The organism is Bradyrhizobium manausense, from assembly GCF_001440035.1.
Lineage (GTDB): Bacteria > Pseudomonadota > Alphaproteobacteria > Rhizobiales > Xanthobacteraceae > Bradyrhizobium > Bradyrhizobium manausense.
The window spans coordinates 21,609-43,488 of the sequence record NZ_LJYG01000040.1 but is presented as its reverse complement, the minus strand read 5'-3'; the positions used below and the strand labels follow the sequence as shown (position 1 = coordinate 43,488).

The 21,880-nt window shown below is 63.6% G+C and carries 19 protein-coding genes and 4 pseudogenes; 10 read left to right on the top strand and 13 right to left on the bottom strand.

What is annotated here, in order from left to right; genetic code table 11:
* Positions 1-5: 5 nt before the first annotated feature.
* The 4 genes from AOQ71_RS08330 to AOQ71_RS08315 are packed head-to-tail and all read right to left on the bottom strand — an operon-like array spanning position 6 to position 4,166.
* On the bottom strand, positions 6-884 hold the full coding sequence (locus tag AOQ71_RS08330; RefSeq protein ID WP_057744331.1) for an ABC transporter permease: 879 nt from the start codon (positions 882-884) through the stop codon (positions 6-8).
* 3 nt (positions 885-887) lie between these two features.
* Positions 888-1,847, bottom strand: a complete 960-nt coding sequence (locus AOQ71_RS08325; RefSeq protein ID WP_057744328.1) for an ABC transporter permease — start codon at positions 1,845-1,847, stop codon at positions 888-890.
* Positions 1,847-3,136, bottom strand: a complete 1,290-nt coding sequence (locus AOQ71_RS08320) for an ABC transporter substrate-binding protein (protein ID WP_057744324.1) — start codon at positions 3,134-3,136, stop codon at positions 1,847-1,849. The genes AOQ71_RS08325 and AOQ71_RS08320 overlap by 1 nt, the downstream gene beginning before the upstream one ends.
* Before the next feature lie 43 nt (positions 3,137-3,179).
* Positions 3,180-4,166 (bottom strand): ABC transporter ATP-binding protein, encoded by a 987-nt coding sequence (locus tag AOQ71_RS08315; RefSeq protein ID WP_057744321.1) that lies wholly within the window; start codon positions 4,164-4,166, stop codon positions 3,180-3,182.
* Positions 4,167-4,432: 266 nt separating this feature from the next.
* Between AOQ71_RS08315 and AOQ71_RS08310 the strand changes: the two are divergent.
* Positions 4,433-5,119: pseudogene (locus AOQ71_RS08310) on the top strand (GntR family transcriptional regulator); the annotation flags it as partial.
* A 449-nt stretch (positions 5,120-5,568) separates the two neighbouring features.
* On the top strand, positions 5,569-6,909 hold the full coding sequence (locus AOQ71_RS08305; protein ID WP_057744314.1) for a metal-dependent hydrolase family protein: 1,341 nt from the start codon (positions 5,569-5,571) through the stop codon (positions 6,907-6,909).
* A gap of 129 nt (positions 6,910-7,038) precedes the next feature.
* Here the strand turns inward: AOQ71_RS08305 and AOQ71_RS08300 are convergent.
* From AOQ71_RS08300 to AOQ71_RS08290, 4 genes and pseudogenes are all read right to left on the bottom strand, one after another.
* Positions 7,039-7,564, bottom strand: a pseudogene (locus AOQ71_RS08300) (transglutaminase-like cysteine peptidase); the annotation flags it as partial.
* Between the two features lies 1 nt (position 7,565).
* Positions 7,566-7,662 (bottom strand): annotated as a pseudogene (locus AOQ71_RS47475) (transglutaminase-like cysteine peptidase); the annotation flags it as partial.
* Positions 7,663-7,992: 330 nt separating this feature from the next.
* Complete coding sequence (locus AOQ71_RS08295; protein WP_057744308.1) at positions 7,993-8,604, bottom strand: PilZ domain-containing protein; 612 nt, start codon at positions 8,602-8,604, stop codon at positions 7,993-7,995.
* 162 nt (positions 8,605-8,766) lie between these two features.
* A complete protein-coding gene (locus tag AOQ71_RS08290) occupies positions 8,767-9,984 on the bottom strand; it encodes an MFS transporter (RefSeq protein WP_057744305.1) in 1,218 nt (405 codons plus the stop codon).
* Between the two features lie 430 nt (positions 9,985-10,414).
* On the opposite strand from AOQ71_RS08290, the gene AOQ71_RS08285 reads away from it, so the two are divergent.
* From AOQ71_RS08285 to AOQ71_RS08275, 3 genes are all read left to right on the top strand, one after another.
* On the top strand, positions 10,415-11,566 hold the full coding sequence (locus tag AOQ71_RS08285) for a zinc-binding dehydrogenase (protein ID WP_057744302.1): 1,152 nt from the start codon (positions 10,415-10,417) through the stop codon (positions 11,564-11,566).
* Positions 11,567-11,673: 107 nt separating this feature from the next.
* Positions 11,674-12,090, top strand: a complete 417-nt coding sequence (locus tag AOQ71_RS08280) for a VOC family protein (RefSeq protein ID WP_057744375.1) — start codon at positions 11,674-11,676, stop codon at positions 12,088-12,090.
* Positions 12,091-12,200: 110 nt separating this feature from the next.
* Positions 12,201-12,713, top strand: coding sequence for a hypothetical protein (locus AOQ71_RS08275; protein ID WP_057744299.1), 513 nt, complete (start codon positions 12,201-12,203; stop codon positions 12,711-12,713).
* A 43-nt stretch (positions 12,714-12,756) separates the two neighbouring features.
* Here the strand turns inward: AOQ71_RS08275 and AOQ71_RS08270 are convergent, their stop codons facing one another.
* Positions 12,757-13,281: a hypothetical protein gene (locus AOQ71_RS08270; RefSeq protein ID WP_057744295.1), complete on the bottom strand. Its 525-nt coding sequence runs from the start codon at positions 13,279-13,281 to the stop codon at positions 12,757-12,759.
* A gap of 284 nt (positions 13,282-13,565) precedes the next feature.
* On the opposite strand from AOQ71_RS08270, the gene AOQ71_RS08265 reads away from it, so the two are divergent.
* Positions 13,566-15,563 (top strand): DEAD/DEAH box helicase, encoded by a 1,998-nt coding sequence (locus AOQ71_RS08265; RefSeq protein ID WP_057744291.1) that lies wholly within the window; start codon positions 13,566-13,568, stop codon positions 15,561-15,563.
* A gap of 76 nt (positions 15,564-15,639) precedes the next feature.
* On the opposite strand, the gene AOQ71_RS08260 is transcribed toward AOQ71_RS08265, so the two are convergent.
* Complete coding sequence (locus tag AOQ71_RS08260; RefSeq protein ID WP_057744288.1) at positions 15,640-15,948, bottom strand: hypothetical protein; 309 nt, start codon at positions 15,946-15,948, stop codon at positions 15,640-15,642.
* Between the two features lie 125 nt (positions 15,949-16,073).
* Positions 16,074-16,578, bottom strand: a pseudogene (locus tag AOQ71_RS08255) (GNAT family N-acetyltransferase).
* Positions 16,579-16,720: 142 nt separating this feature from the next.
* Here AOQ71_RS08255 and AOQ71_RS08250 point away from each other — a divergent pair.
* Together AOQ71_RS08250 and AOQ71_RS08245 are read left to right on the top strand one after the other, a co-directional pair.
* The gene (locus AOQ71_RS08250) at positions 16,721-17,110 is read left to right on the top strand and encodes a COG4315 family predicted lipoprotein (RefSeq protein WP_057744372.1); all 390 of its coding nucleotides are present in this window, start codon (positions 16,721-16,723) and stop codon (positions 17,108-17,110) included.
* 351 nt (positions 17,111-17,461) lie between these two features.
* Entirely contained in the window at positions 17,462-17,947 is a 486-nt protein-coding gene (locus AOQ71_RS08245) for a phasin (protein WP_057744285.1), read from the top strand.
* A 277-nt stretch (positions 17,948-18,224) separates the two neighbouring features.
* Here AOQ71_RS08245 and AOQ71_RS08240 read toward each other — a convergent pair whose 3' ends face one another.
* Positions 18,225-18,935, bottom strand: coding sequence for a Crp/Fnr family transcriptional regulator (locus AOQ71_RS08240; RefSeq protein WP_245316801.1), 711 nt, complete (start codon positions 18,933-18,935; stop codon positions 18,225-18,227).
* Positions 18,936-19,242: 307 nt separating this feature from the next.
* On the bottom strand, positions 19,243-19,797 hold the full coding sequence (locus AOQ71_RS08235) for a PAS domain-containing protein (protein ID WP_057744279.1): 555 nt from the start codon (positions 19,795-19,797) through the stop codon (positions 19,243-19,245).
* 468 nt (positions 19,798-20,265) lie between these two features.
* On the opposite strand from AOQ71_RS08235, the gene AOQ71_RS08230 reads away from it, so the two are divergent.
* Both AOQ71_RS08230 and AOQ71_RS08225 read left to right on the top strand, forming a co-directional pair.
* Positions 20,266-21,075, top strand: coding sequence for a rhomboid family intramembrane serine protease (locus AOQ71_RS08230; protein ID WP_057744368.1), 810 nt, complete (start codon positions 20,266-20,268; stop codon positions 21,073-21,075).
* A 188-nt stretch (positions 21,076-21,263) separates the two neighbouring features.
* A complete protein-coding gene (locus tag AOQ71_RS08225) occupies positions 21,264-21,692 on the top strand; it encodes a CBS domain-containing protein (protein WP_057744276.1) in 429 nt (142 codons plus the stop codon).
* The last annotated feature ends 188 nt before the right edge of the window (positions 21,693-21,880 follow it).

Sequence of the window (21,880 nt, the reverse complement as noted above, 5' to 3'; positions counted from 1 at the left end):
TGCAGTTAGACAAGTCCCTTGCCGGCGTCCGACCCCTTGGCCGCCTGGCGCTTGTTGAGCATGTGGATGGTGCACAGCGCAAGCGTGATCACCGCGAAGGACACCGCGGAGATGATGGTGCCGAGCGCATAGATATCCGGGTTCGTCACCGTCGTGGTGAGGCCCTGGAGGTCGAGCGGCAATGTATTGACCGCCCCGATCGCCTGGCTGGAGCGCGCCAGCTCGTCCCATGACAGCGTGAAGCCGAACAGGCCGATGCCGATCACGGACGGCAGGATGATCGGCAGCACGACATGACGGAAGGCCTGCCACGGCGTCGCGCCGAGATCGCGCGCCGCTTCCTCGAGCCTGGGATCGAAGCGGTTGAAGATCGCGAACATGATCAAGAGACCAAACGGCAGCGTCCAGGTCAGGTGCGCACCGAGACCCGAGGTGAGCAGGCCCATCGAGGTCTCGAAATTCCCGTTCCAATGCGCCTTGATCAGATCGTCGATGATGCGGAACTCCAATGAGATTCCGAGCGAGGTGATGATCGAGGGCACGATCAGGCTCGCGATCGCCGAGTAGAACAGAATGCTCTGCGCCTTGAACTTCCTGCGGAACGCCATGCCGGCAGCAACCGACAGCACGACGGTGACGGCCATCACGATGACGCCAAGCAGCAGCGAGCGGCGGAAGGCCGCGCCGAGATCGACGATGCCGGTGCCCTGGAACAGCTTTGTCAGCCAGTAGGTCGACACGCCGTTCATCGGGAAGGTGAGGCCGCCTTGCGGCCCCTGGAACGACAGCACGTAGATCGCGATCATCGGGCCGTAGAGAAACAGCACATAGGCCGCGAAGAAGATTGCAAGCACGTAGAATGAGCGCGGGCGTCCTTCCTTCATCGCCTACAGCTCCTTCTTGATGTCGACGATGCGCGACATCATGGTGATGATCAGGAAGGTGATGACGAGCAGGATCACGGCATTGGCGGCCGCAGCCGGGAATTGCAACGCGTTGACCCGGGTCTCGATGATCTTGCCGGCGGCGGCGATCTGCTGTCCGCCCATCACGCCGATGGTGATGAAGTCGCCCATCACGATGGTGATGACGAAGATCGAGCCGATCACGATGCCGGGCTTGGCCAGCGGAATGATGACGTTGACCAGCGTCTGGAGGCCGGAGGCGCCGGCGTCGTAGGCCGCCTCGATCAGCGATTTGTCGATGCGGACCATCGAATTGAAGATCGGCACCACCATGAAGAAGGTGAAGAGGTGGACCAGCGCCAGCACCACCGAGAATTCGGAGAACAGCAGCCATTCCAGCGGCTGGTTGATCAGGCCGGTCTTCATCAGGCCGGAGTTGACGAGGCCATTGCGCCCGAGCAGCGGGATCCAGGCGATCATGCGAATGACGTTGGAGGTCCAGAACGGGATCGTGCAGAGCAGCGACAGTCCCATCTGCCAGGTCTTCGACTTGACATGGAAGGCGAGGAAATAGGCGACCCAGAAGCCGATGAAGAGCGTGATGGCCCAGACCAGGAAACAGAGCTTCAGCGTCTTCAGATAGGTTTTTGCGATCGTGCAGAGATCCGGGAGCTGCGCGATGCAGCCTTCGAAGGTGTCGGTGTAGCCGCGGCCGGAGAAGGCCGGCAGCAATTGATATTCGTTGTAGTCCCAGAACGAGACGATGACGACGAAGACCAGCGGGATCAGGAAGAAGGCGAGAAACACCAGCATCATCGGCCCGGCCTGGAGCCAGGAGACGAACGACGGCGACAAGCGCGCGGATTTCGCCGCGCGCCTCGTCTGGGATCCCCGGACGAGGTCCGGGGATGCCTGTTGCAGGATGTCTTCTGACGTATCCATCACGCGGCGATGAACTCGTTCCACTTGCGGACCATGTAGTCGTTTTCGTCCATCACCGCGTTCCAGCAGGCGACGCCGCCCATGCGGTCCTCATAGGAGCCGCCGTCACGCACGGCACCGGCCTTCTCCAGCAGCGAGCCGTCGGGCGCCTTGATGTCCTTCTCGGCCGGCTTGCCTTCCATCCAGTAGGCCCACTCGTAGGGCTCCATGTTGGCCTTCGCAGTCGAGAGCACGGCCGAGTAGTAGCCCTGGCGGTTGAGATACGCGCCGGCATAGCCGGACAGGAACCAGTTGACGAACTCATAGGCCCAGTCGAGCTTGTCGCCCGACACGCCCTTGGAGACGCAGAAGCCGGACGCCCAGGAGCGATAGCCTTCCTTGAGGGGCTGGAAGGTGCAGGGGATGCCCATCGAGCGCACCTTGGTCACCGCCGGCGACCACATCGACTGAATGACGGTCTCACCCGAGGCCATCAGGTTGACGCTCTCGTTGAAGTCCTTCCAGAACGCGCGGAACTGGCCGGCCTTCTTCGCTTCGGTCATCACCTTCATGGTGAGATCGATCTCTTCCTTGGTCATGTTGCCCTTGTCGGCATATTTGTACTTGCCGGTGGCTTCCACGACCATTGCGGCATCCATGATGCCGATCGAGGGGATGTTGAGGATCGAGGCCTTGCCCTTGAACTCGGGATTGAGCAGCTCCGACCACGAGGAGATCGGGCGCTTGATCAGGTCGGGACGGATGCCGAGCGTGTCGGCGTTGTAGACCGTCGGGATCAGCGTGACGAACTCGGTCGCCGTCTTGGAGAACGTCTTGGAGTCCTTGCCTTCGAGATAGAGCACCTTCCAGGGCGCGGTGCCCTGACCGCCGATCTTCTTGCCGCCGGGCGTCTCGCCCTTGGTGAAGACGGGGGTGATGTTGTCGAATTCCTTGATCTTCTTGGCGTCGAGGGCAAGGATGTTGCCCGACGGCACCAGCTTCTTCAGCGAGAAATATTCGGTGTCCAGCACGTCGAAGGAATTCGGCTGGGTCATCACGCGCTTGGTGACGTCGTCGGTCGTCGCGGTGATGTATTCGATCTTGATGCCGGTGTCCTTCAGGCACTGCTTGGAGATGTCGTCGCCCTCGTTCACGGCAGTGCCGAGATAGCGCAGCACCTTCGGCTCGGCCGACATCACGTAGGGGAAGCCGGTGATGGCGCCGGAGCCGGCGGCGAGGCCCGCGAGACCCGCGGTGCCCTTGAGTAGCGTGCGGCGGCTGACGCCTGTCTTCTTGGTCGTCTCTGTCATTCCAGTCACTCCTCTGTGTTGCGCATTTTCTAAAATGACGGCGCTATTGCAGACGTTGCGCCTTGGCGGGATCCCAGGTGGCCAGCACGCGATCGCCCGGCCGGAACGGATGGACGTCGAAGGTGGACTCGGGAAGATGGGAGAACAGGGCGGTGCCGTCGTCGAGCGTGAGCGAGACGGCAACATAGGAGCCCTGGTACTCGGTCTGGGTCAGCAGCGCCGGCGCGCCGAATGCGCCGTCAACGAACGGCACGATGCCGAGCTGATCGGCGCGCACGGCGATCAGCTTGCCGGCGTCGCTGAGGACGTTGTGGCCGCCGATGAAGCGCGCCACGAATTCGGTGCGGGGACGGTGGAAGATGTCGCGGGCCGTGCCCTGCTGCTCGATCTTGCCCTGGTTCATCACCACGATGTGGTCGGCGAGGGCCATCGCCTCTTCCTGGCCGTGGGTGACCTGGATGAAGCTGATGCCGAGCTCGCGCTGCAGCCGTTTCAGCTCGCCGCGCATCTTGACCCGCAGGAACGGATCGAGCGCGGACAGCGGCTCGTCGAGCAGCAGGATCTGCGGCTCGGTGATCAGCGCTCGCGCGAGCGCCACGCGCTGCTGCTGGCCGCCGGAGAGCTGGGCCGGCAGGCGGCTGGCATAGGGGCTCATCGCGACGAGTTCGAGCAGCTCGCCGGCACGCTTGTGGCGCGTCGGCTTGTCGATGCCGCGCATTTTCAGGGCAAACGCAACATTGTCGAGCACAGTGAGGTGCGGAAACAATGCGTAGGACTGGAACATCATGGCCGTGCCCCGCTTGGCAGGCTCGAGATCCGTGACGTTCTGCGGGCCGAGGATGATGTCGCCCTCGCTGACTGCTTCATGACCGGCGATCATGCGTAGCGTCGAGGTTTTGCCGCAGCCGGACGGACCGAGCAGGCAGCAATAGGTGCCGGCCGGGATTTTCAGATTGATATTGTCGACCGCTACCGTCGCGTCATAGCGCTTGGTGACGGCAACCAGTTCGAGAGCGGCAGGAGTGGCCATGGCGTGTCCGAGAGGAGGGCGGTGCTCCGCCTCTCTCCGCAAGGTCCGTGCCAACAGCGCCAAAATCGACGAATTCGAAAACTGTGCAGTGGAGTCAGATCGTTAGATCGAATCCAGCGTGTTTGTGCGCCGCCTCGGGTCGGCAGGAGCATGCACACAAAATGGGCGAGGATTGTATAAAGTTTCGCCTGTGATTGGATACAGCTCGTCGATTACCATCGAAGACCAAACGCCGATCGCGTCCTCAAACCCAACACTTCGAGCTGATGGCCGCCAAATCCCGCCCGAAACCCGATGCGCCCGACGCGAGCGATCGCGTCAGCCGGATCAGGGAGGGTGTGACCGCGGCGATCCTCGAGCATCGCCTGCTGCCGGGCACCAAGCTCGGCGAGGATGAGATCGGCGAGATCTATGGCGCGAGCCGGACGCTGGTCCGCACCGCGCTGCAGCAGCTCGCGCATGAGGGCATCGTCAACATCGAGAAGAACCGCGGCGCATTCGTTGCCCGCCCGACGCCTGGGGATGCCCGCGAGGTGTTCGAGGCGCGCCGCCTGATCGAGCCCACCATCGTCGATCACGCCGTTGATGCCGTTTCCCCCGCGTGGATCGAGCGCCTTCAGCAGCACCTCACCGAGGAGCGTGAAGCGGAGCTGCGCGGTGATGCGCGCGCCTCGGTCCGGCTCTCCGGCGACTTTCATCGGCTCATCGCCGAGATGAGCGGCCACAGCATCTATCTCGGCTTCCTGAAAGAACTGATCGCGCGCTCCTCGCTGATCATCCTGCTCTATCGCCGTCACGATACGCCCGCCTGCGGCACCGATCATCATGCCGAGATCGTCACTGCGATCCACAGGCGCGACAAGCAGGCCGCGTGCATGCGGATGCTGTCGCACCTGAATGAGATCGAGGCCGAGCTGTTCCTGAAGGATCCCGCCGCGGACGAGTTGCGGCTCNCCGACGTGCTCGGCGCGTAGGCGAGCCGCATGCTCGGTCAAGGCAACGAAGATTTTTCGTTACGCCTGACTGTCAGTGACCGGTTGCAATCTTGCGTTGATCATAGGTCAACTGCGTTGCTCGACTTTGATCAGAATTCGATGCAAGCAAGGCAGTCTCGCTTACTCATGTGCTGAACTTTCCCGAGAGATGTTTCTGCCATGGCATCTCCTTTGGACTCGTATGGCTGCAATACTAAATCGCCCTATAGTTGTAAATTGACTCCGTCCGGTGGCGGGCGTCAACTCTCGTCCGCGCAACGGGTTCTGGAGCTGCTTCGGCAATAGCCCATCCGCTCTGCGGAGCTGGTGCAATGGCGTCGCATTCGGCCGTCGAAGAGCGGAACGGTACGGCGGCCTGGCGAGCTGTCGCAGCGGCCGTACAGCGGCACCCCACCGGGAGATCGAACATGTCGGGATTGTCCAGGCTAGCCGGCTTCACGGCTCTGCTCGCAACGCTCGTCTGCACCGCATCGGCTGCGCCGGCTCAGCAGGACAATGCCGTCCTGTTCCGCAACGTCAAGATCTTCGACGGCAAGAACGCGACGCTCTCGGCGCCATCCAATGTCCTCGTCAGGGACGGCAAGATCGAGAAGATCTCGACCGCCGAGATCGCGGCCGCTGGCCAGGTCGTCGACGGCGGCGGCCGGGTGCTGATGCCGGGACTGATCGATGCGCATTGGCACGCGATGCTGGTGCGCCCGACGCCGATGGCGGCGCTTGCCGGCGATATCGGCTACAACAACCTGCTCGCCGCCAGCGAGGCGACCGCAACGCTGATGCGCGGCTTCACCACCATACGCGACATGGGTGGACCGACCTTCGGCCTCAAGCAGGCTATCGACGAGGATCTCGTCGCCGGACCGCGCATCTATCCGTCGGGGGCGATCATCACCATCACCGGCGGCCATGGCGACTTCCGCCAGCTCTCCGACCTGCCGCGCACCCTCGGCGGCATGCTCAGCCGCATGGAGCGGATCGGCGGCAGCATGGTCGCCGATAGCCCGGACGAAGTGCGCGTGCGCGCGCGCGAGCAGCTGATGCAGGGCGCCTCGCAGGTGAAGCTCACCGCGGGCGGCGGCGTGGCCTCACCCTTCAGTCCGCTCGACGTCTCGACCTTCACCGAGCCCGAGCTGCGCGCTGCCGTGGAGGCTGCCGACAATTGGGGCACTTATGTTGCCACGCACGCCTATACGCCGGTCGCGATCCAGCGCTCGATCGCGGCGGGCGTCAGATGCATCGAGCACGGCCATCTCATGGACGAAGCGAGCGCGAAGCTGATTGCGGAGAAGGGAATCTGGCTCAGCACCCAGCCGTTCCTGGATATGTCGTTGGGAGCCGGGCTCGGGCCGTCGGAGCAGGACAAGCTGCGGCAGGTGGTTGCCGGCACGGACCGTGTCTATGAGCTGGCAAAGAAATATCACATCAAGACTGCATTCGGCACTGACGTCCTGTTCTCGCAGGCGCTCGCTGAAAAGCAGGGTTCGATGCTGGCCGCGCTGACGCGCTGGTACACCCCAGCGGAAGCGCTGGCCATGGCGACGTCGAGCAATGCGGAACTGCTGAGCCTGTCCGGCCCACGCAATCCTTATCCCGGCAAGCTCGGCGTGGTCGAAGAGGGGGCGCTTGCCGATCTTCTGCTGGTCGACGGCAATCCGCTCGACAACATCAGCCTCGTCGAGGATCCCGCGAAGAGCTTCGTGGTGATCATGAAGGACGGCAGGATCTACAAGAACATCCTGCCGCGCTGACAACCGCGTCCTAAAAAGTTGCGGCCAGGCTTTGGGGGAAGCCTGGCCGCGCGCGAACCGGTCTGGGACGGGGAGGGGTGGGGATGTGACCGGGTCGCGTAACTCGTGTGTTTGGCTGTACTGATCGGACTACTGGTCTCTTGCGCTGGCGGTCGAGACCGCCGGCTTGGTATCGCCAAGCGAGACCCAGACGTTGGGATCGCTTTGCGACTGGCGCTTGACGAAGCGGTAGCCGGTCTCCGTCCAGGCGACGACGTTCTCGTTCTGATTGTCGAGAACGAACTCGCCCTTGTCGGTCTTTACCGTCAGCACCGCGTGTCCTTCGCCCTTCTTGTCTCGCACGACGGTGATGAGCAGGGCCTCGCGCGGCCAGCCGGCATCCATCAGCATCTTGCGCTTCAACAGCACGTAATCCTCACAGTCGCCGTAGCCGTCGGTCGGCAACGACCATTTCTCGACGACGCCCCAGTGCTCCTCGTCGGTCAGAGGCTTGATCGTCTCGTTGACCCAGCGATTGACCTTGGTCAGGTCGCGCCACGCGGCCTGCGACATCACGATGTCGCGTGGTTGCGTCGGTCCGCCCTGACACTGAGCGGCGTTCTCTGCACAAAACTCGACCCAGCCGATCGGCGCGCGCGTGGTGTCGCCGAGGCTCNAGAGCAGGCGGCTTTCGCCGGCCTGCACCGCCGCGCTCATTCCGAACAGCATGGCGCCGAGCGCCAATGCCTTTCCCTGTCCCCTGAAATCCAACATTGCGGCCCCCGTTTCTTGTTGGGACCACATTTCGCACGGAGCTTTTGCGTTGCCGCTAAGTCGACCAAGTCAAGTCGAGACGAATTCAAGTAAAACCGGCAGCGAATTCGCTCTATACTTGAGTAGATCTCGACTAAAATTTTAGAATACTGCAATTGATTCAAATTGTAGCAATTAACGCGGAAACCCTGAGGGAACCGCGGCTTGAGCGGGGGGACAGGCCGGGCGTTAACCGCCTGCAGCGGGCAGCGAGACGCGAAAAAGGCGGCGTCTGCATCGCAGAGGCCGCCTTCGGAGCGGGAAAAACGGGGGTTTTGATGCCGTCGCGCTTTACCGCGCGGTAACGCTCTCTTCGAGTGTCTCGATCGGCTGCTCGTGCATGAACTCGAGCGCGAAGCCGTCCTCGAGGTTTCGCACCACGCGGCCTTGGACCCGGCCGAGCAGGACGGTCGATTTCAGCGGCGGACGGTTCTCAGCCGCAATCGCCGCGCCCGACAGCGACAGGTCGATGATGCGGCAGGTCATCTTGGTGCCGTCCTCGAGCGTCAGCACGGCGATCGGGTTGCGCGGCACGATCCGGTCGTGGCGGCGGTCTTCCGGCAGGTTGAGGATGTCGCGATTGGCCAGCCAGGTCAGCTGGGCTGCGAGCTTGTCGCGCTTGCGCGGCGTCGCGCCCACCGTCATGGCGAAGCCGTTGTCGATGATCCTCGTGATCTTGCCCTCGACCCGGCCGATATGGTCGAGATAGGCGACCACACGGTCGCCGACATTGCCGATGCCGGGCGCGAGCAGCGCAAGGCCCCCCGGCGACATGTTGATCACCTGGCAGGGGAATTCACGGCGATCCGGCAGCATGTAACGGCCGAGCAGGTGCACCTTCACCCGCTGGAAACGCCGACGTTCCTCGGCGGCCGGAAGAAATTTTTTGTTCGCCAACGCCATTTTCACTACCCGAGCCCCCGCCCGGGCGGAGTCCGACACGACCCTAAGGTGCATAGGGTTAATGCCACGTTATGATTTGGCGGGGCGATGACGGAGCGGCACAATGCGTTCAAAAGCCACATCAGCGGCGGCCTAGTCCCCGGCGGCCCCACCGGCTGCCCCCTAGGCTGTCCTGGTCGCACGCCCATAAAGTAGGCAAAGCACGGCCAGCAACACTGCGGCCGAAAGGCCCAGCGACCAGTGAATCCCGATCGCCGCACCAAAGACGCCGACGGTGATGCCGCTGAACGCCCGCATGCCAAGTCCCGCCATATTATAGAGACCGACGACCCGGCCGCGGATGTCGGAGGGCGCATTCAGCTGCACCAGGGCCTGCGCCATGGTGTTGAACGACAGCTCGAAGAAGCCGGCGCAGAACAGCAGCACGATCGCGACCGGATAGATCCGCACGGAGGCAAAGCCGAGCAGCGCCACGCTCCAGAACATCGCCAGCATGATCGCGGTGCGCGCCGTGCCCTTGAGGCGTCCCCAGGATTCCAGCGCAATGCCGGCGAGCAATGCGCCGCCGGCATCGGCTGCGAGCAGCACGCTGTAGGACACGCCGGGATCGCCATGGCCGAGATCGCCGGCAAAGCCCGGCATCTGCGCGTGATAGGCGTTGCCGATCATGAAGGAGGTGAGGCCGGCAAGCGATGTCATCGCCGTCAGCACCGGCTGGCTGCCGATGGCGCGGATGGTCAGCAGGATGTCGGCGAAGCCGCGCACGGCGTAGCGCCGCACGGCGACGCTGCCGTCGCGCACCGGCGCCCAGAACAGCCACAGCAGCATCGGCAGATAGAACAGCGTGTTGAAGATGATGCCGTGCGAGGGGCCGAGCGTCAGCATGATGATGCCGCCGACCGCGGGGCCGACCAGAATGCCGAGGTAGCGCGCCATCGCATTCAGCCGCACCGCGCTCGGAAGGTCCGCAGGACCGACGAGATCGTACAGCAGCAGCTGGTTCGGCGTCTGCCAGAGCACGCCGGCGCAGCCATGGATCACCAGCAGCAGCATCGCGTGCCACATCTGGATCGTGTCGGTGATGAAGAAGAAGCCCCAACCGCTTGATGCCAATATGAACAACAGCATGCCGCACTGGATGATGCGGCGCGGATCGAACCGGTCGGCGAGCCCGCCGACCACGACCGAGAACAAGAGGAACGGCAGCCAGTGCGACAGCACGGCAAAGCCGCCCAGCGTCGGCGAGTGGAATTTCTGGAAGACCACCCAATAGCTGATTACGTGCTCGATATTGTCAGCCATCATCGCCAGCACATAGGCGATGAACTGCAGCCGGTACGGCACGGACTTCATCGCCGCGAACGATCCGGACGCGGCCATGGGATTTTGGGGAAGGGGATTCAAGCGGGCACCACGGGAAGAACTCTCGCGGAGGTACACGTTCGGTGCCGGCGGCTCAAGACAATTGCGTGTGCGCGGACGGCAGCTATGCACTGCCGCAACACGCTCAGACGTCATCCTGAGGTGCGAGCGAAGCGAGCCTCGAAGAATGAATTGCGGGCGGCCGTGGCCCCTTCGANCTTGCGATGCTGACGCATCGCAAGGAGAGCACCTCAGGATGACGGCGGTGCTTGTAGCAACGCCGTAGCCCGGATGGAGCGTAGCGCAATCCGGGGTCGCTGCTCCCGCATTGCGCTGCGCCTCATGCGGGCTACGACCGTTGCCGCGGTTGGCATCTCGCCGAACCTCACATACGCTCTGTCCGAGCCCGCTCCATTATTCAACACAAGCGGGCCGCGAGGAAACAGCCATGGATTCAATCCGCGTCTGCACCCACGCAGGACCAGGCTCGGAGCCCGTGATCAAGTCCGTGCCGTGGCCGAAGGTGGGCCGCAAGGGTGCGCTGATCAAGATCGGGGCGTGTGGTGTCTGCGGCACGGATCTGCACATCCTGAAAGGTCATTGGCCGAAGCCGCTGCCCTGGCCGTTCACGCTCGGCCACGAGCTCGGCGGTGTCATTGTCGAATGCGGCGATGAATTCACCGAGGACTTCATGAGCAAGCCGCTCAAGGTCGGCTCGAAGGTGATGATTCCGCCGCTGATGCCGTGCGGCCGCTGCTATTACTGCATTCACTATCCGCAAACGGCCAACAAATGCCTGACGCCGGTTTATTACGGCCGCTATCTCGGCTTCGACAAGGCGCCGCATCTGTGGGGCGGCTGGGCTGAATATGTCTATGTCGATCTCGACATGCTGCCGGGCACCAAGATCTACAAGCTGCCCGACGACATGTCGCTGCGATCAGGCGCGCTGTCGGAGCCGCTGACCTCCTGCATCCGCGCCTTCAACCGCGCCAGCCGCGCCGGCGGCTTTAGCTGGGCCGACACGGTCGTGATCCAGGGCTCAGGCCCGATCGGCATTCTGGCGGTCGCGGCGGCGAAGGAGATGGGGGCAGGGCGCGTCATCTGCGTCGGCGCGCCGGAGGAGCCGCGGCTCAAGCTCGCGCGCGAGTTCGGCGCGGAGGCGACCGTGAACATCGAAGAGATCACATCTCCGCAACAGCGCATCGCGCGCGTCCGCGAGATCGTCGGCGGCTTCGGCGCTGATCTCGTGATGGATTGCTCGGGCCATCCCTCTGCCGGCCCCGAAGGCATCGAGATGCTGCGCGACGGCGGCACCTATGTCGAGATGGGCCAGTTCACCGACGCCGGCTCGATCGAGACCTCCTGGCATCGCATCTGCACCAAGGACCTCAACGTGCTCGGCTCCTGGGGCTTCACCGGCAACGATCTGCCGCTCGGCGTCGACATGCTCTACCGCACCCGCGATAAATATCCCTGGCTGAAGATGCAGACGATCTATCCGTTCACGGAAGCAGGCGTCGCGCGAGCCGTAAAGGATGCGATGGCGATGAAGACGGTGAAGTCGACCATCGTGCCGTGGCCGGAATTGGTGGAGTAAGAAATCTCGTAGCCCGGATGGAGCGCAGCGTAATCCGGGGTCCGCCGGTCCCGCATTCCGCCTTGCTCGATGCGGGCTACGGGTCAGAATTTGGAATGAAAGCTGCGATGACAAACGAACAACCAAGCCGCGCCCGTTCCCCCTTCAGCGCCATCCGCGCGATCGACTACACCGTCATCTTCGTGCGCGACATGGACGCGATGCGCCGTTTCTACGAGGACGTGCTCGCTCTGTCGCTGTTGCGCGAGTTGTCGCCGAACTGGATCGAATACGGGATCGGCAGCAACACGCTCGCATTGGCGCGGCCGAGCCGTACCGCCGCAGACGTGCCGACGCCGGTGGGCAGTGCTTCGCTGCAACTCGCTTTCAAGGTCTCTCCGGCGGAGGTCGATGCCTGCGCCGAGGAGCTCGTGCGGCAGGGCGTGACGCTGCTCTCGCCGCCGACGAACCAGCCGTTCGGACATCGCACGTTGTTTTTCAGGGATCCCGACGGCAATCTGCTGGAAATCTTCGCCGAGATCTGAGGTGGATTGAACCGAATGCCGCAAAAGCTCCATAGAGAATCCGCGAATGATCCACTTGGGCGTGAAACTTAAGCCCGGGTTCCGGCTTTGAGTTTGCGGGAGAGTATATCGTGAAGCGAATCCTGGAACCCATCACCTACGTCCTGGCCGCCGTCTACTTCCTGGTGGATGCGGTGTTTATGGCTGTGGCGATGCCGATCTCGCGCTGGATTGCCCGGCATTTCGAGTTCAAGCGGCTCCGCGCCTGGATCAGATCGCTGCCGCCTTATCCGTCGCTGGCGCTGTTTTCCGTGCCCGTGCTCATTCTGGAGCCGATCAAGCCGGTGGCGGCTTACCTCGTTGCAACAGGTCAGTTCCTGAGCGGCGTGGCGGCGTTCGTCGGCTGCGAGCTGCTCAAGCTTGTGCTGGTCGAGCGCCTGTTTCACCTGACGCGCGACAAGCTGATGCGGATCCCGGCGTTCGCGTGGGTTTACGGCAAGTTCACCGAGATGAAGGCATGGCTGCAGGCGACCGAAGCCTGGCGCGCGATCCGCGCCTTAAGTCTGGCGGCCAAAGACTGTGTCGCGCGGGCCAGAGCAAGGCTGGCCGAAAGCTTCGGCAGGCCCGTGACATCAAGGGACTAGGGCCGCGCTTGCTATGCCGTAGGGACCAGTGGGCATGCATCGGTCAATCGTCGACGGAATCTGAGGCGGCGTTAAGCTCCTTCACCACCGTTGCGCCCACGACCTTCGCGCCCTCCAGCTCGCGCACGATGCGGTCATCCGGTCCGACGATGCCGAGATCGAATTCGCGCTCCGGCGTGATCAAGATCATGCGCTGGCCGACGATGACGACGACCGTCATGTCGTCGCGCTCGCCTTCCTCGGCCCAGGCGCGGATCTCGCTGGCGTAGGGCTCCCTGCGCCACGCATGGGGCGCGCCGGGGTCGCAGCGGATCTCGATGCCGTCCTCCGAGGTGGTCAGAACCAGCTTGGAGCGGCTCGGCTTCCAGCGCTCGTCGAGCAGGTCGTTGATGAGCCAGAGGCAACTGAAGCTGCCGCATTCGATAGGCCGTTCGACGTAGATCATGCAACCGCGGCCGGGATTGCAATGCGCGCACCAGCTGCCTGCCGGCTTGGCGAGCGCCTCGATAGCCATCACTTTGCAGCAAAGCGTGCATTCGCCGCACTGGCGTTGATCCGACGAGGCCATGCGTCCATTCCGGTACGTCCAAACGTCGGCAATTTAAGCGAGATGGGCGCAAAAGTCCGCCATTCCGGCCCGAAATCGCGTTTGGGGCAGGGCCAGCATCCCGCACCTGTTCACCCTGTCGCCAATGCCATGCATCAAAGCCATGGTGATTTGACAGCTTCTGGCGTAAAGAGCGTCCAAATCGAAATCATCAAGGGTGTGATCGGGCCTTCTGCAGTGATTGCAGCGTCAAGGTCCCTCGGCTCTTCCGTTCCGCGCCCGGACCAACCAAGGTTTTCCATTCCGTGTCTTTTCCGGCCCTGACCCCGCCGCTCGCCCGTGCTTTGGCCGAGCGCAATTATGATTCACCGACACCTGTCCAGCTCGCCGTGCTCGGCGAGGATGCTGTCGGCCGCGACCTCCTGGTGTCGGCGCAAACAGGCTCGGGCAAGACCGTTGCGTACGGGCTGGCCATGGCTAGGGACCTTCTGGGCGATGCCGAGCGGTTCGCGCAGGCCGCGGCGCCTCTGGCCCTGATCGTCGCGCCGACCCGCGAGCTCGCCTTGCAGGTCCAGCGCGAGCTGACCTGGCTCTACCAGCATGCCGGGGCGCGTGTCGTCTCCTGCGTCGGTGGCATGGATCCGCGCCGCGAGCAGCGCGAACTCGCCGCCGGCGCCCACATCGTGGTCGGCACGCCCGGTCGCCTGTGCGATCATCTCAGGCGCAACCGCCTCGACACCTCCGAATTGAAGGTCGTCGTGCTCGACGAGGCCGACGAGATGCTCAATCTCGGCTTCCGCGAGGACATGGAGTTCATCCTCGAGACCACGCCGGAGACGCGGCGCACGCTGCTGTTCTCGGCGACCTTCCCGCGCGGCATCGTGGCGCTGGCGAAACAGTACCAGCAGGACGCATTTCGCATCGAGGTCGCGGGCGACGAGGGCGGTCACGCCGACATCGAGTACCGTGCCATCCGGGTCGCTCCCGGTGATGTCGAGCATGCGGCCGTCAACGTGCTGCGCTTCTACGAGGCACCGAGCGCGCTGGTGTTCTGCAACACGCGCGATGCGGTCAGGCATTTGCAGGCGGCACTGCTTGAGCGCGGCTTCTCCGTGGTCGCGCTGTCGGGCGAGTTGACGCAGAACGAGCGCACTTTGGCGCTCCAGTCGCTCCGGGACGGTCGCGCCCGCGTTTGCGTCGCGACCGACGTCGCTGCGCGCGGCATCGACCTGCCGAGCCTCGATCTCGTCATTCACGCCGATTTGCCGAACGACCCCGAGGTGATGCAGCATCGCTCGGGCCGCACCGGTCGCGCGGGCCGCAAGGGCACAAGCGTGCTGCTGGTGCCGCCGGCACGAAGGCGTCGTGCAGAGTTGCTGCTCAATCTCTCGGGCACCGAGGCGGTCTGGGGCACGGCGCCGCAGGCGGATGAAATCCGCAAGCTCGATCATGAGCGCATGAAGGAGGTGTTGTTCACCGAGGAGACGACATCAGACGATCTGGAGCTGGCGAAGGCTCTGCTGGCCGAGCGGTCGGCGGAGGATATCGCCGCCGCGCTTGCGCGGCTCTATCGCGCCCGGCTGCCGTCTCCTGAGGACATCATCGATCCCGGCGAGGAGCGCGGACGGCGCGAGCATCGCAGCCGCGACGATCGCGCCCCGCGCGGCGACGATCGCTCCGAGCGCCCTCGCGCCAAATCGGCGAAAGGGTCATCAAAACATGAAATGACGGAGCCGACGGTTTGGTTCCGCGCTGCCATCGGCCGCCGCAAGAATGCGGAGGCGCGCTGGCTGCTGCCGATGATCTGCCGCCGAGGCGGCATTGACAAGCGCGACATCGGCGCGATCAAGATCAGCGACACCACCACCGAGTTCGAGATCTCCGAGCGCGTCGCGGAAAGTTTTGCAGCCAAGGTCAAGCGACCGGACAAGGAAGACAGCATCCGCATCGAGCTGGTGACGGCGGCGCCGCAGGCGGCGGCAGCAGGGGAGAAGCGCCCACGCGCTCCGCAGCGCGATGACGGTGACGATGCTCATGTCGTTCGCCGCAGCGACGATCCCTGGAACGTGGGTGAGCCGAAGCAGCACGACAGGCCGCGGGGAAAGCCTGACGCGAAGCACCAGGGGAGGCCGTACGCAAAGCCTCACGCAAAGCCGCACGACGGCGGCAAATCCGGCAAGCCGGCATTCGGGAAGAAGAACAAGACATTCGGAAACAAATCCGGTGACGCCAAATACGCGCCGTCGGTCACCGAATGGCCGGGCGCGTCGGGCAAGAAGAACAAGAAGAAGCGCCGCGGCTGAGCGGCCGCCGATGGCGCAGGCAGCGAGATGCCGCCGGATTGCACCGGCGACATCGTCTGAAAAGTTGGCCGTGGGCTCAGCGGCCGCCGCCACCCCCGCCGCCACCTCCGCCTCCACCGCCACCACCTCCGCCGCCGGCATCACGCATGGAGGAGCTGTAGCGCGGGTCGATCTGCTTCATGTAGGTCGGCGACGTATCGCGGTCGACCCGAACGACGTGACGCCGGGCGGGCGGTGGGTCCGGCAGCGGGATGATGCCGCAGCCTCCGAAGAAATCGACGTCGCAGCGATAGGTATGGAATTGCACCGCATGGGCGCTGGTTGCAGTGAACGCGGTCGTGGCAACGAACGCTGTCAAAGCAAGTTTGGGCAATGTGAGTTTCATCGGAAATCTCCAGCCTCGGTTCGGCGAGACCGGAACGGCTCGCTCTATCCTTCGACGGAGGCTGATCGAAACCAGTTCGAGGGTTGGCTTCACGCCCGCGTGAGGCCGCGTGCGGGGAGGGGCGGCTACTCGGCAAGCTCGCGCAGCATGTAGGTTGCGCCCGCGCCGTAGGACGTCAGTTTGTCGCGCAAGGCCGCATCCGGTCCGACGGCGTGGAAGCCGAGACGCTCCCACAGCACGCGCGTATCGTAGACCGAGACCAGCGCAAGCATCGTGATGCCGGATGATCGCGCGAGCTGTTCAATGTCGGCGACATAACCGCGCGCCACGCCGCCGCGGGCGTCGGGCAGCACGGCGACGTCGTGTATGTAGAGACAGTCGGCATGTTCAGGCAATTGGCCGAGGAAACCGTCGAGCGGCGGGATCTGTTGCTGCATCCAGGGATGCGCCAGGCCATAGCCCGCGATCCCGTCGCCTGCGGCGAGCACGCGGCAGCCATCCGGACAGAGCCGCATCTTTTCCGCGAGCACCTCCGGCCGCTCGGGCAGATCGGGATGGATCCGCGCCGCGATCGGCACTGATCGCTGCGAGATCGGTGGCGTGCGCGCGGCGCCATCGAGGCTTGCTCATCTGTGTGCTCCGTATCGTCAACCGCAATTTATTCCGCCGCCTTGATGCGCGCAGCCAAAAATATCTTGGCCCGCTTTCGAGGAATAGTGCGCGGGCCGCGGCGTCCTACCTCGTGCAAGCCATCTGCATGACAGGAGACACCATGACGACATCCTCGATCCGCCTCGTGCTCGCGTTCGCGGCAACGCTCGCGCTCGCCTCTGCGGCGCTCGCCGCACCGCCGACCAAGACCGGCAAGACCGACAAAGGCAGCGTGCTCACCGACGCCAAGGGCATGTCACTCTACACGTTCGACAAGGACATGGACGGCAAGTCGGCCTGCAACGGCCCCTGTGCGACGAATTGGCCGGCGCTGAAGGCCGAGGCCAGCGACACGCCCGGCGATGGCTACACCATCATCACCCGCGACGACGGCTCGAAGCAGTGGGCGTACAAGGGCAAGCCGCTCTACACCTTCGCCAAGGACACCAAGCCCGGCGACGTCACCGGCGACGGCTTTCTGAATGGCGCCTGGCATCTGGCGATGCCGTGATGGATCGATGACGCGGCCGGGCATCGCTTGTGCGGGCGATGTCCGGCGCAAGCTTGCGCCGATCTGAAGTTGGCGCATGCGATTGCAGCAACTTCAAAGAGGCGCGATGCGGTGATGCGCCGCTTCGCCGCATGATTCGAATAAAATCAAGCGAAGAGTCTGAAAGCGAACCGAAGCTTCCACTGTTGTTGGCCATAGTTGGCTTCAGCAGGGGGGGCGACGGCGGTCCATCCGCAGTGGCATCCCACCAACATGAGAGCAAGGGTACTGGTGTCCTGGTGCAGCAAGCACCTGGACGCGTCGGGGAGTCTTAAATCCGTTATCTAGTTTCGCTTGAAAGGATGAAAGCCCGTGAGTGATGCCAATCTGAACGCCGAAACGAATGCTGCTCTGCAAAACGGAGGAACCGACGCAAGTGCAAAGCTCCAGTTCGGCGTCCCGTTCTTCAACATGCAGACGATCTTCGGCAATCTCGCCGAACAGGGCGCATCACGGGCCCAGGCAAATTTTGCGCAAATCAAGTCGACCTCGGAGGAGATGACCGCAGCTCTCTGCGATGCCTGCTCGACCAATGCCCAGCGGGCCGCCGACTACCGCACCAAGGTCATCGAGATATCCCACGCCAACACCACGTCCACGCTGGAATTTTTTTCCCAGCTTGTCGATGCGAGGTCGTTTGCCGATCTCGTAGATCTCTCCACCGCTCATAGCCGCAAGATGCTTGAAACGGCTTCGGCCCAGAATCGCGAGCTATGGCACCTCGCCCAGAGGGTTGCGACCGAAACGGCTGAGCCGATCAAGCAGAGCTTGGATCGCGTATTGCGTAGCGCTGCTTGAATCGAAGCGGTTGGCCGCGCGGACCGGCTGGGTGAGCGTCTTCGCAAGAAAAGATGCCATCCAGCCGGTTGCGGCCCCCTCATAGTCGAGGTGATGCCAAGCTGGAGGAAATCGGGATGGGTATGGTGGTGATCAAGTGCCCGGAAACGGGAAGGGTCATTTCGACGGGCATCGAGATGGATCGCGAAAGGTTTCGGTGCACTGCAGTGTTCTTTTCGCGGACCTATTGCAAGATGTGCGCGGCGACGCACGAGTGGTTCGCCAAGGAAGCCTGGGTCTACGAGTCGGCCTTGGCGAACGGGACGTCCGGCGGCAGGGAATCGTTCGGCGGCGGCGCGGCGTGAAGCACCTTCAAGGCATCCTGCGAAACGATCCGGTCGATCCTGCGGCTCATCACCTTGTAGCACTCGCATGCGACGACTTCGAGGCGCCGCCTGTCGATCTCGAGTTGACCGCGCCGGCTGGATTTCAGCGCCCTTGACGTCCGAAGGGCCCCAATGACGTGCGTGACCGTGGTACGCCGGACGCCGAGCAATTCGGACAGCGTCTCTTGCGTCAAGGGCAGGACGTCACCGCCATCGGTCCGATCGTGGATGTGAAGCAGCCAGCGGGCTAGGCGGGCTTCGACGGAGTGCAGCGCGTTGCAGGCTGCGACATGCTGGATTTGCGTCATCAGCGCCCTGGAGAGAAGCTGAACCAAACCTCTGAGAGCGGGGCTGCGTTCGAGCGCCGTCTGAAATCGCGTGGGTGATATCTGCAACGCCGCGCCGGCGACGCGCACGACCGCGGTCATGGGTGAGCGGAGCGGCCCTAGCGCCGTCATGAGGCCGATGGCGGCGTCGTTGCCGACCACGGCGGTTGCGGCGGTCTGTCCGTTCGGCAGCTCCATGATGAGGGCGATTGCGCCGCTACAGGGGAAGTAGATGTGATCGATCCGGTCGCCCGATCGAACCAGGACTTCGTCGTGCTGGAGCGGTACTTTCCGCAAATGCGGCGCAAGCAAAGCAAAATCGGCTGGCGGTAACGCAGCTAGCAGGCGATTACCAACTCTGGTCGCGCGCTCCATCACGGGTGATTATCCCTCGACGGAAGCGGCTGGGAAACGCATCGTCTCAGCCGAGCCGCGTTGCCGCGCAGATACTCGCGCGGCGAAACAGACAAACGTATCCTAGCAGGTAAGGTTCCGTTGATCGATCGCAAGCCTTGGGCCTTGAGCCTTCGTCTCCGATCGTCATCTGATTCAGAACGATCGTCAGGCCGTTTTCACACGCTGCGCGCACGGCGCGATCGTTGCTCTACCTTAGCCCCTCATACACCATCAATCCGCGGGCGATCTGCAGTTTGCGGATCGCGCGCGGCAGCAGTTTCTCCGGCTGGTGCAGGTAGCGCCAGGAGGTGACGGTGAACGGGCCGAGCGCGCCGCATTCATCGTCGAACGGCGCGAGCACGCCGGTCACGCTGACAGGCGTATGCGGGCGGGCGTTGAAGGGCAGCAGCAGCAGCTCGAGATGCGCCTTGCTGCCGTCCTCGCGCTGCGCGGTGAGACCTGCGATCGCGCCTAAGGTCTCGTCGGCGACAATGGTCGTGATCTCCTCGATCTCGCTGCGGCTCGCGTCGGTGAACAGCGCGGCAAAGCCCTGGTCCTTGAGATCGCGGCCGGCCAGCGCGCAGACCCGCGTGCCGGCGACGCGGAACGGAAAGCCGAGTTTTTGCTCACAAGACAGCACGAAGATGTCGCCGAGCAGCTCGCGCACCGCGGCCGGGTCGATATCGGCCCGGTCAGGGGCACGCGCGCTGCCGCGCTTGTTGTCCCAATATGCGAAGAATGCGCGGCTCGATGGATGTTTCATGTTCGACGCTTACCCTCGGCGCAACCTCATGGGACAAAGCTGTCCCGCTTCAGCGCACCTGAGATCCCTTTGATGTTGTGCAGGAGGGGAATTGCAGCGTCCATGCCGCGGACGCGTTTTTGGCATCGCCAGCGCTGCCTTTGCGCCGTTAACGTTAAATTAACTATGCGCTTTGCCTGTCGGGCACGCCTGCTATGGTGATCCCGGTCGCAAGCCTCGCCGCTTTCTCCAGGTTCTCGGTGAGGCCTGTACACGGGCGTCAAACAGTTTGGTCACTGGCCGCGGGGAGGGGTGGGGATACACCTTGTTCTCCCGTCGCGTCGGAAGGCCGACACGGACAGGCAGGGCTTTCCCAGGGCCCTGCCTTTTCCTTTCGTGCACTTGCGCAAGGCAGGTAAAGGCGACTATCTCCAGATCCCTTGCTTCGAGAAGCCCGCTGCCTCGATCGCGCCTGAAAGCGAAACCGCCTTGGATTCCCCGTCACAACCCCCGCCGGACCATCAGGTCGTCGTCGAAGAGGCCCCGCGCGAGCCGATCCTGACCCTGCCGTGGCCGCTGACGGCCTATGTCGCCCTGCTGGCGCTGATCCATCTGCGGGTGCTGCTGCCGCCGGAGCTGGAGAACTGGACTATCGACGTCTTCGGCTTCATTCCGAAGCGCTACGATTCCTCGCTGGTCAATCTGCAGTTCGAGGGCGGCGCCGGCGCCAAGGTCTGGACCTTCGTCACCTATTCGCTGCTGCACGCCAATCTCACCCATCTCGCCTTCAACGTGTTGTGGCTGCTGCCGTTCGGCAGCGCGCTGGCGCGGCGCTTCGGGGCTTTGCGCTTCTTCGTGTTCCTGGCGGTGACGGCGGCGGCCGGCGCGCTTGCCCATCTCGTCACCCACGAGCATGCGGTGGTGCCGATGATCGGCGCCTCGGCCTCGGTCTCGGGCGCCATGGCGGCGGCGATCCGCTTCGCCTTCGTGCGCGGCAGCTTCCTGTCGTTCAGCCGTTCGGACGCCGATACCGCCGCAAAAGTTCCGGCGCTGCCGCTGTTTCGGGCGCTGCGCGATCGACGGATCGTCGGCTTCCTCGCCGTTTGGTTCGCCCTCAACATCATCTTCGGCGTCGGCGGGATCGGCGTCGAAGGCGACAGCGCAGGTGTCGCCTGGGAAGCGCATATCGGCGGCTTCTTCGCAGGCTTGTTGCTGTTCACGCTGTTCGATCCGGTGCCGCGCGTGCGAAGCCATGATGCTGCGGATGCGTCATCACAGGACATTTCAGACGGTATTTGAAGCGGCGCTTGCGGCGCAGCCCGAATTCATCCATCATTTGCGGGAAGAATGTTCCGAAGCAGCAAGCTGATGGAGGCTGCACTTCGCAAAGCGCTCGAGCCTGCAACCGGCGCTGAAACTGTTAGTTGAAGACTCGCGAACAAGTCCGGACCGCGCAAAGCGGACGGATCCGATTCAGGGAGGCAACAATGACGGTACGTTCCATTCTCAATACCAAGGGCCACCAGATCATGAGCGTCGCGCCGGACGCCAAGCTCGCCGCCGCCGTCAAGCTGCTCGGCGAGAAGAAGATCGGCGCGGTGCTGGTGATGGACCAGAGCCGGCTCGAGGGCATCCTGTCCGAGCGCGACATCGTGCGCGTGCTCGGCGAGCGCGGTGCCGGCGTGCTGGACGAGCCGGTCTCCCAGGTCATGACGCGCAAGGTCGTGACCTGCAAGGAGACCGACACGGTCGCCGAGCTGATGGAGATGATGACCACAGGCAAGTTCCGCCACTTGCCGGTCGTCGACAACGGCAAGGTTGTCGGGCTGATCTCGATCGGCGACGTCGTCAAATGGCGCGTGCGCGAATACGAGTCCGAACAGGAAGCCCTGCGCGACTACATCAAGACGGCTTGAGGAGCTTGATCCGGAAAAGTGCGCAGCGGTTTTCCGAAAAGATCATGCTCAAACAATAACCTCAAACGCGATGACGATCCCTGATCTCAACGCGCGTCGGGTCTTATTCGACCACTTTCGGCGCGGCGCCTTCGGGCGCGGGCGCCAGCACCTGGATCGTTTCCTGGATCTGTTCGAGCGCGCGCTCG

Coding starts and splice junctions, on each gene's coding strand:
- AOQ71_RS08225 (WP_057744276.1), top strand. CDS start 21,264: ATGACGGTACGTTCCATTCTCAATACCAAGGGCCACCAGATCATGAGC.
- AOQ71_RS08260 (WP_057744288.1), bottom strand. CDS start 15,948: ATGAAACTCACATTGCCCAAACTTGCTTTGACAGCGTTCGTTGCCACG.
- AOQ71_RS08320 (WP_057744324.1), bottom strand. CDS start 3,136: ATGACAGAGACGACCAAGAAGACAGGCGTCAGCCGCCGCACGCTACTC.
- AOQ71_RS08330 (WP_057744331.1), bottom strand. CDS start 884: ATGAAGGAAGGACGCCCGCGCTCATTCTACGTGCTTGCAATCTTCTTC.
- AOQ71_RS08235 (WP_057744279.1), bottom strand. CDS start 19,797: ATGAAACATCCATCGAGCCGCGCATTCTTCGCATATTGGGACAACAAG.
- AOQ71_RS08305 (WP_057744314.1), top strand. CDS start 5,569: ATGTCGGGATTGTCCAGGCTAGCCGGCTTCACGGCTCTGCTCGCAACG.
- AOQ71_RS08250 (WP_057744372.1), top strand. CDS start 16,721: ATGACGACATCCTCGATCCGCCTCGTGCTCGCGTTCGCGGCAACGCTC.
- AOQ71_RS08325 (WP_057744328.1), bottom strand. CDS start 1,847: ATGGATACGTCAGAAGACATCCTGCAACAGGCATCCCCGGACCTCGTC.
- AOQ71_RS08270 (WP_057744295.1), bottom strand. CDS start 13,281: ATGGCCTCGTCGGATCAACGCCAGTGCGGCGAATGCACGCTTTGCTGC.
- AOQ71_RS08285 (WP_057744302.1), top strand. CDS start 10,415: ATGGATTCAATCCGCGTCTGCACCCACGCAGGACCAGGCTCGGAGCCC.
- AOQ71_RS08280 (WP_057744375.1), top strand. CDS start 11,674: ATGACAAACGAACAACCAAGCCGCGCCCGTTCCCCCTTCAGCGCCATC.
- AOQ71_RS08315 (WP_057744321.1), bottom strand. CDS start 4,166: ATGGCCACTCCTGCCGCTCTCGAACTGGTTGCCGTCACCAAGCGCTAT.
- AOQ71_RS08295 (WP_057744308.1), bottom strand. CDS start 8,604: ATGGCGTTGGCGAACAAAAAATTTCTTCCGGCCGCCGAGGAACGTCGG.
- AOQ71_RS08290 (WP_057744305.1), bottom strand. CDS start 9,984: ATGGCCGCGTCCGGATCGTTCGCGGCGATGAAGTCCGTGCCGTACCGG.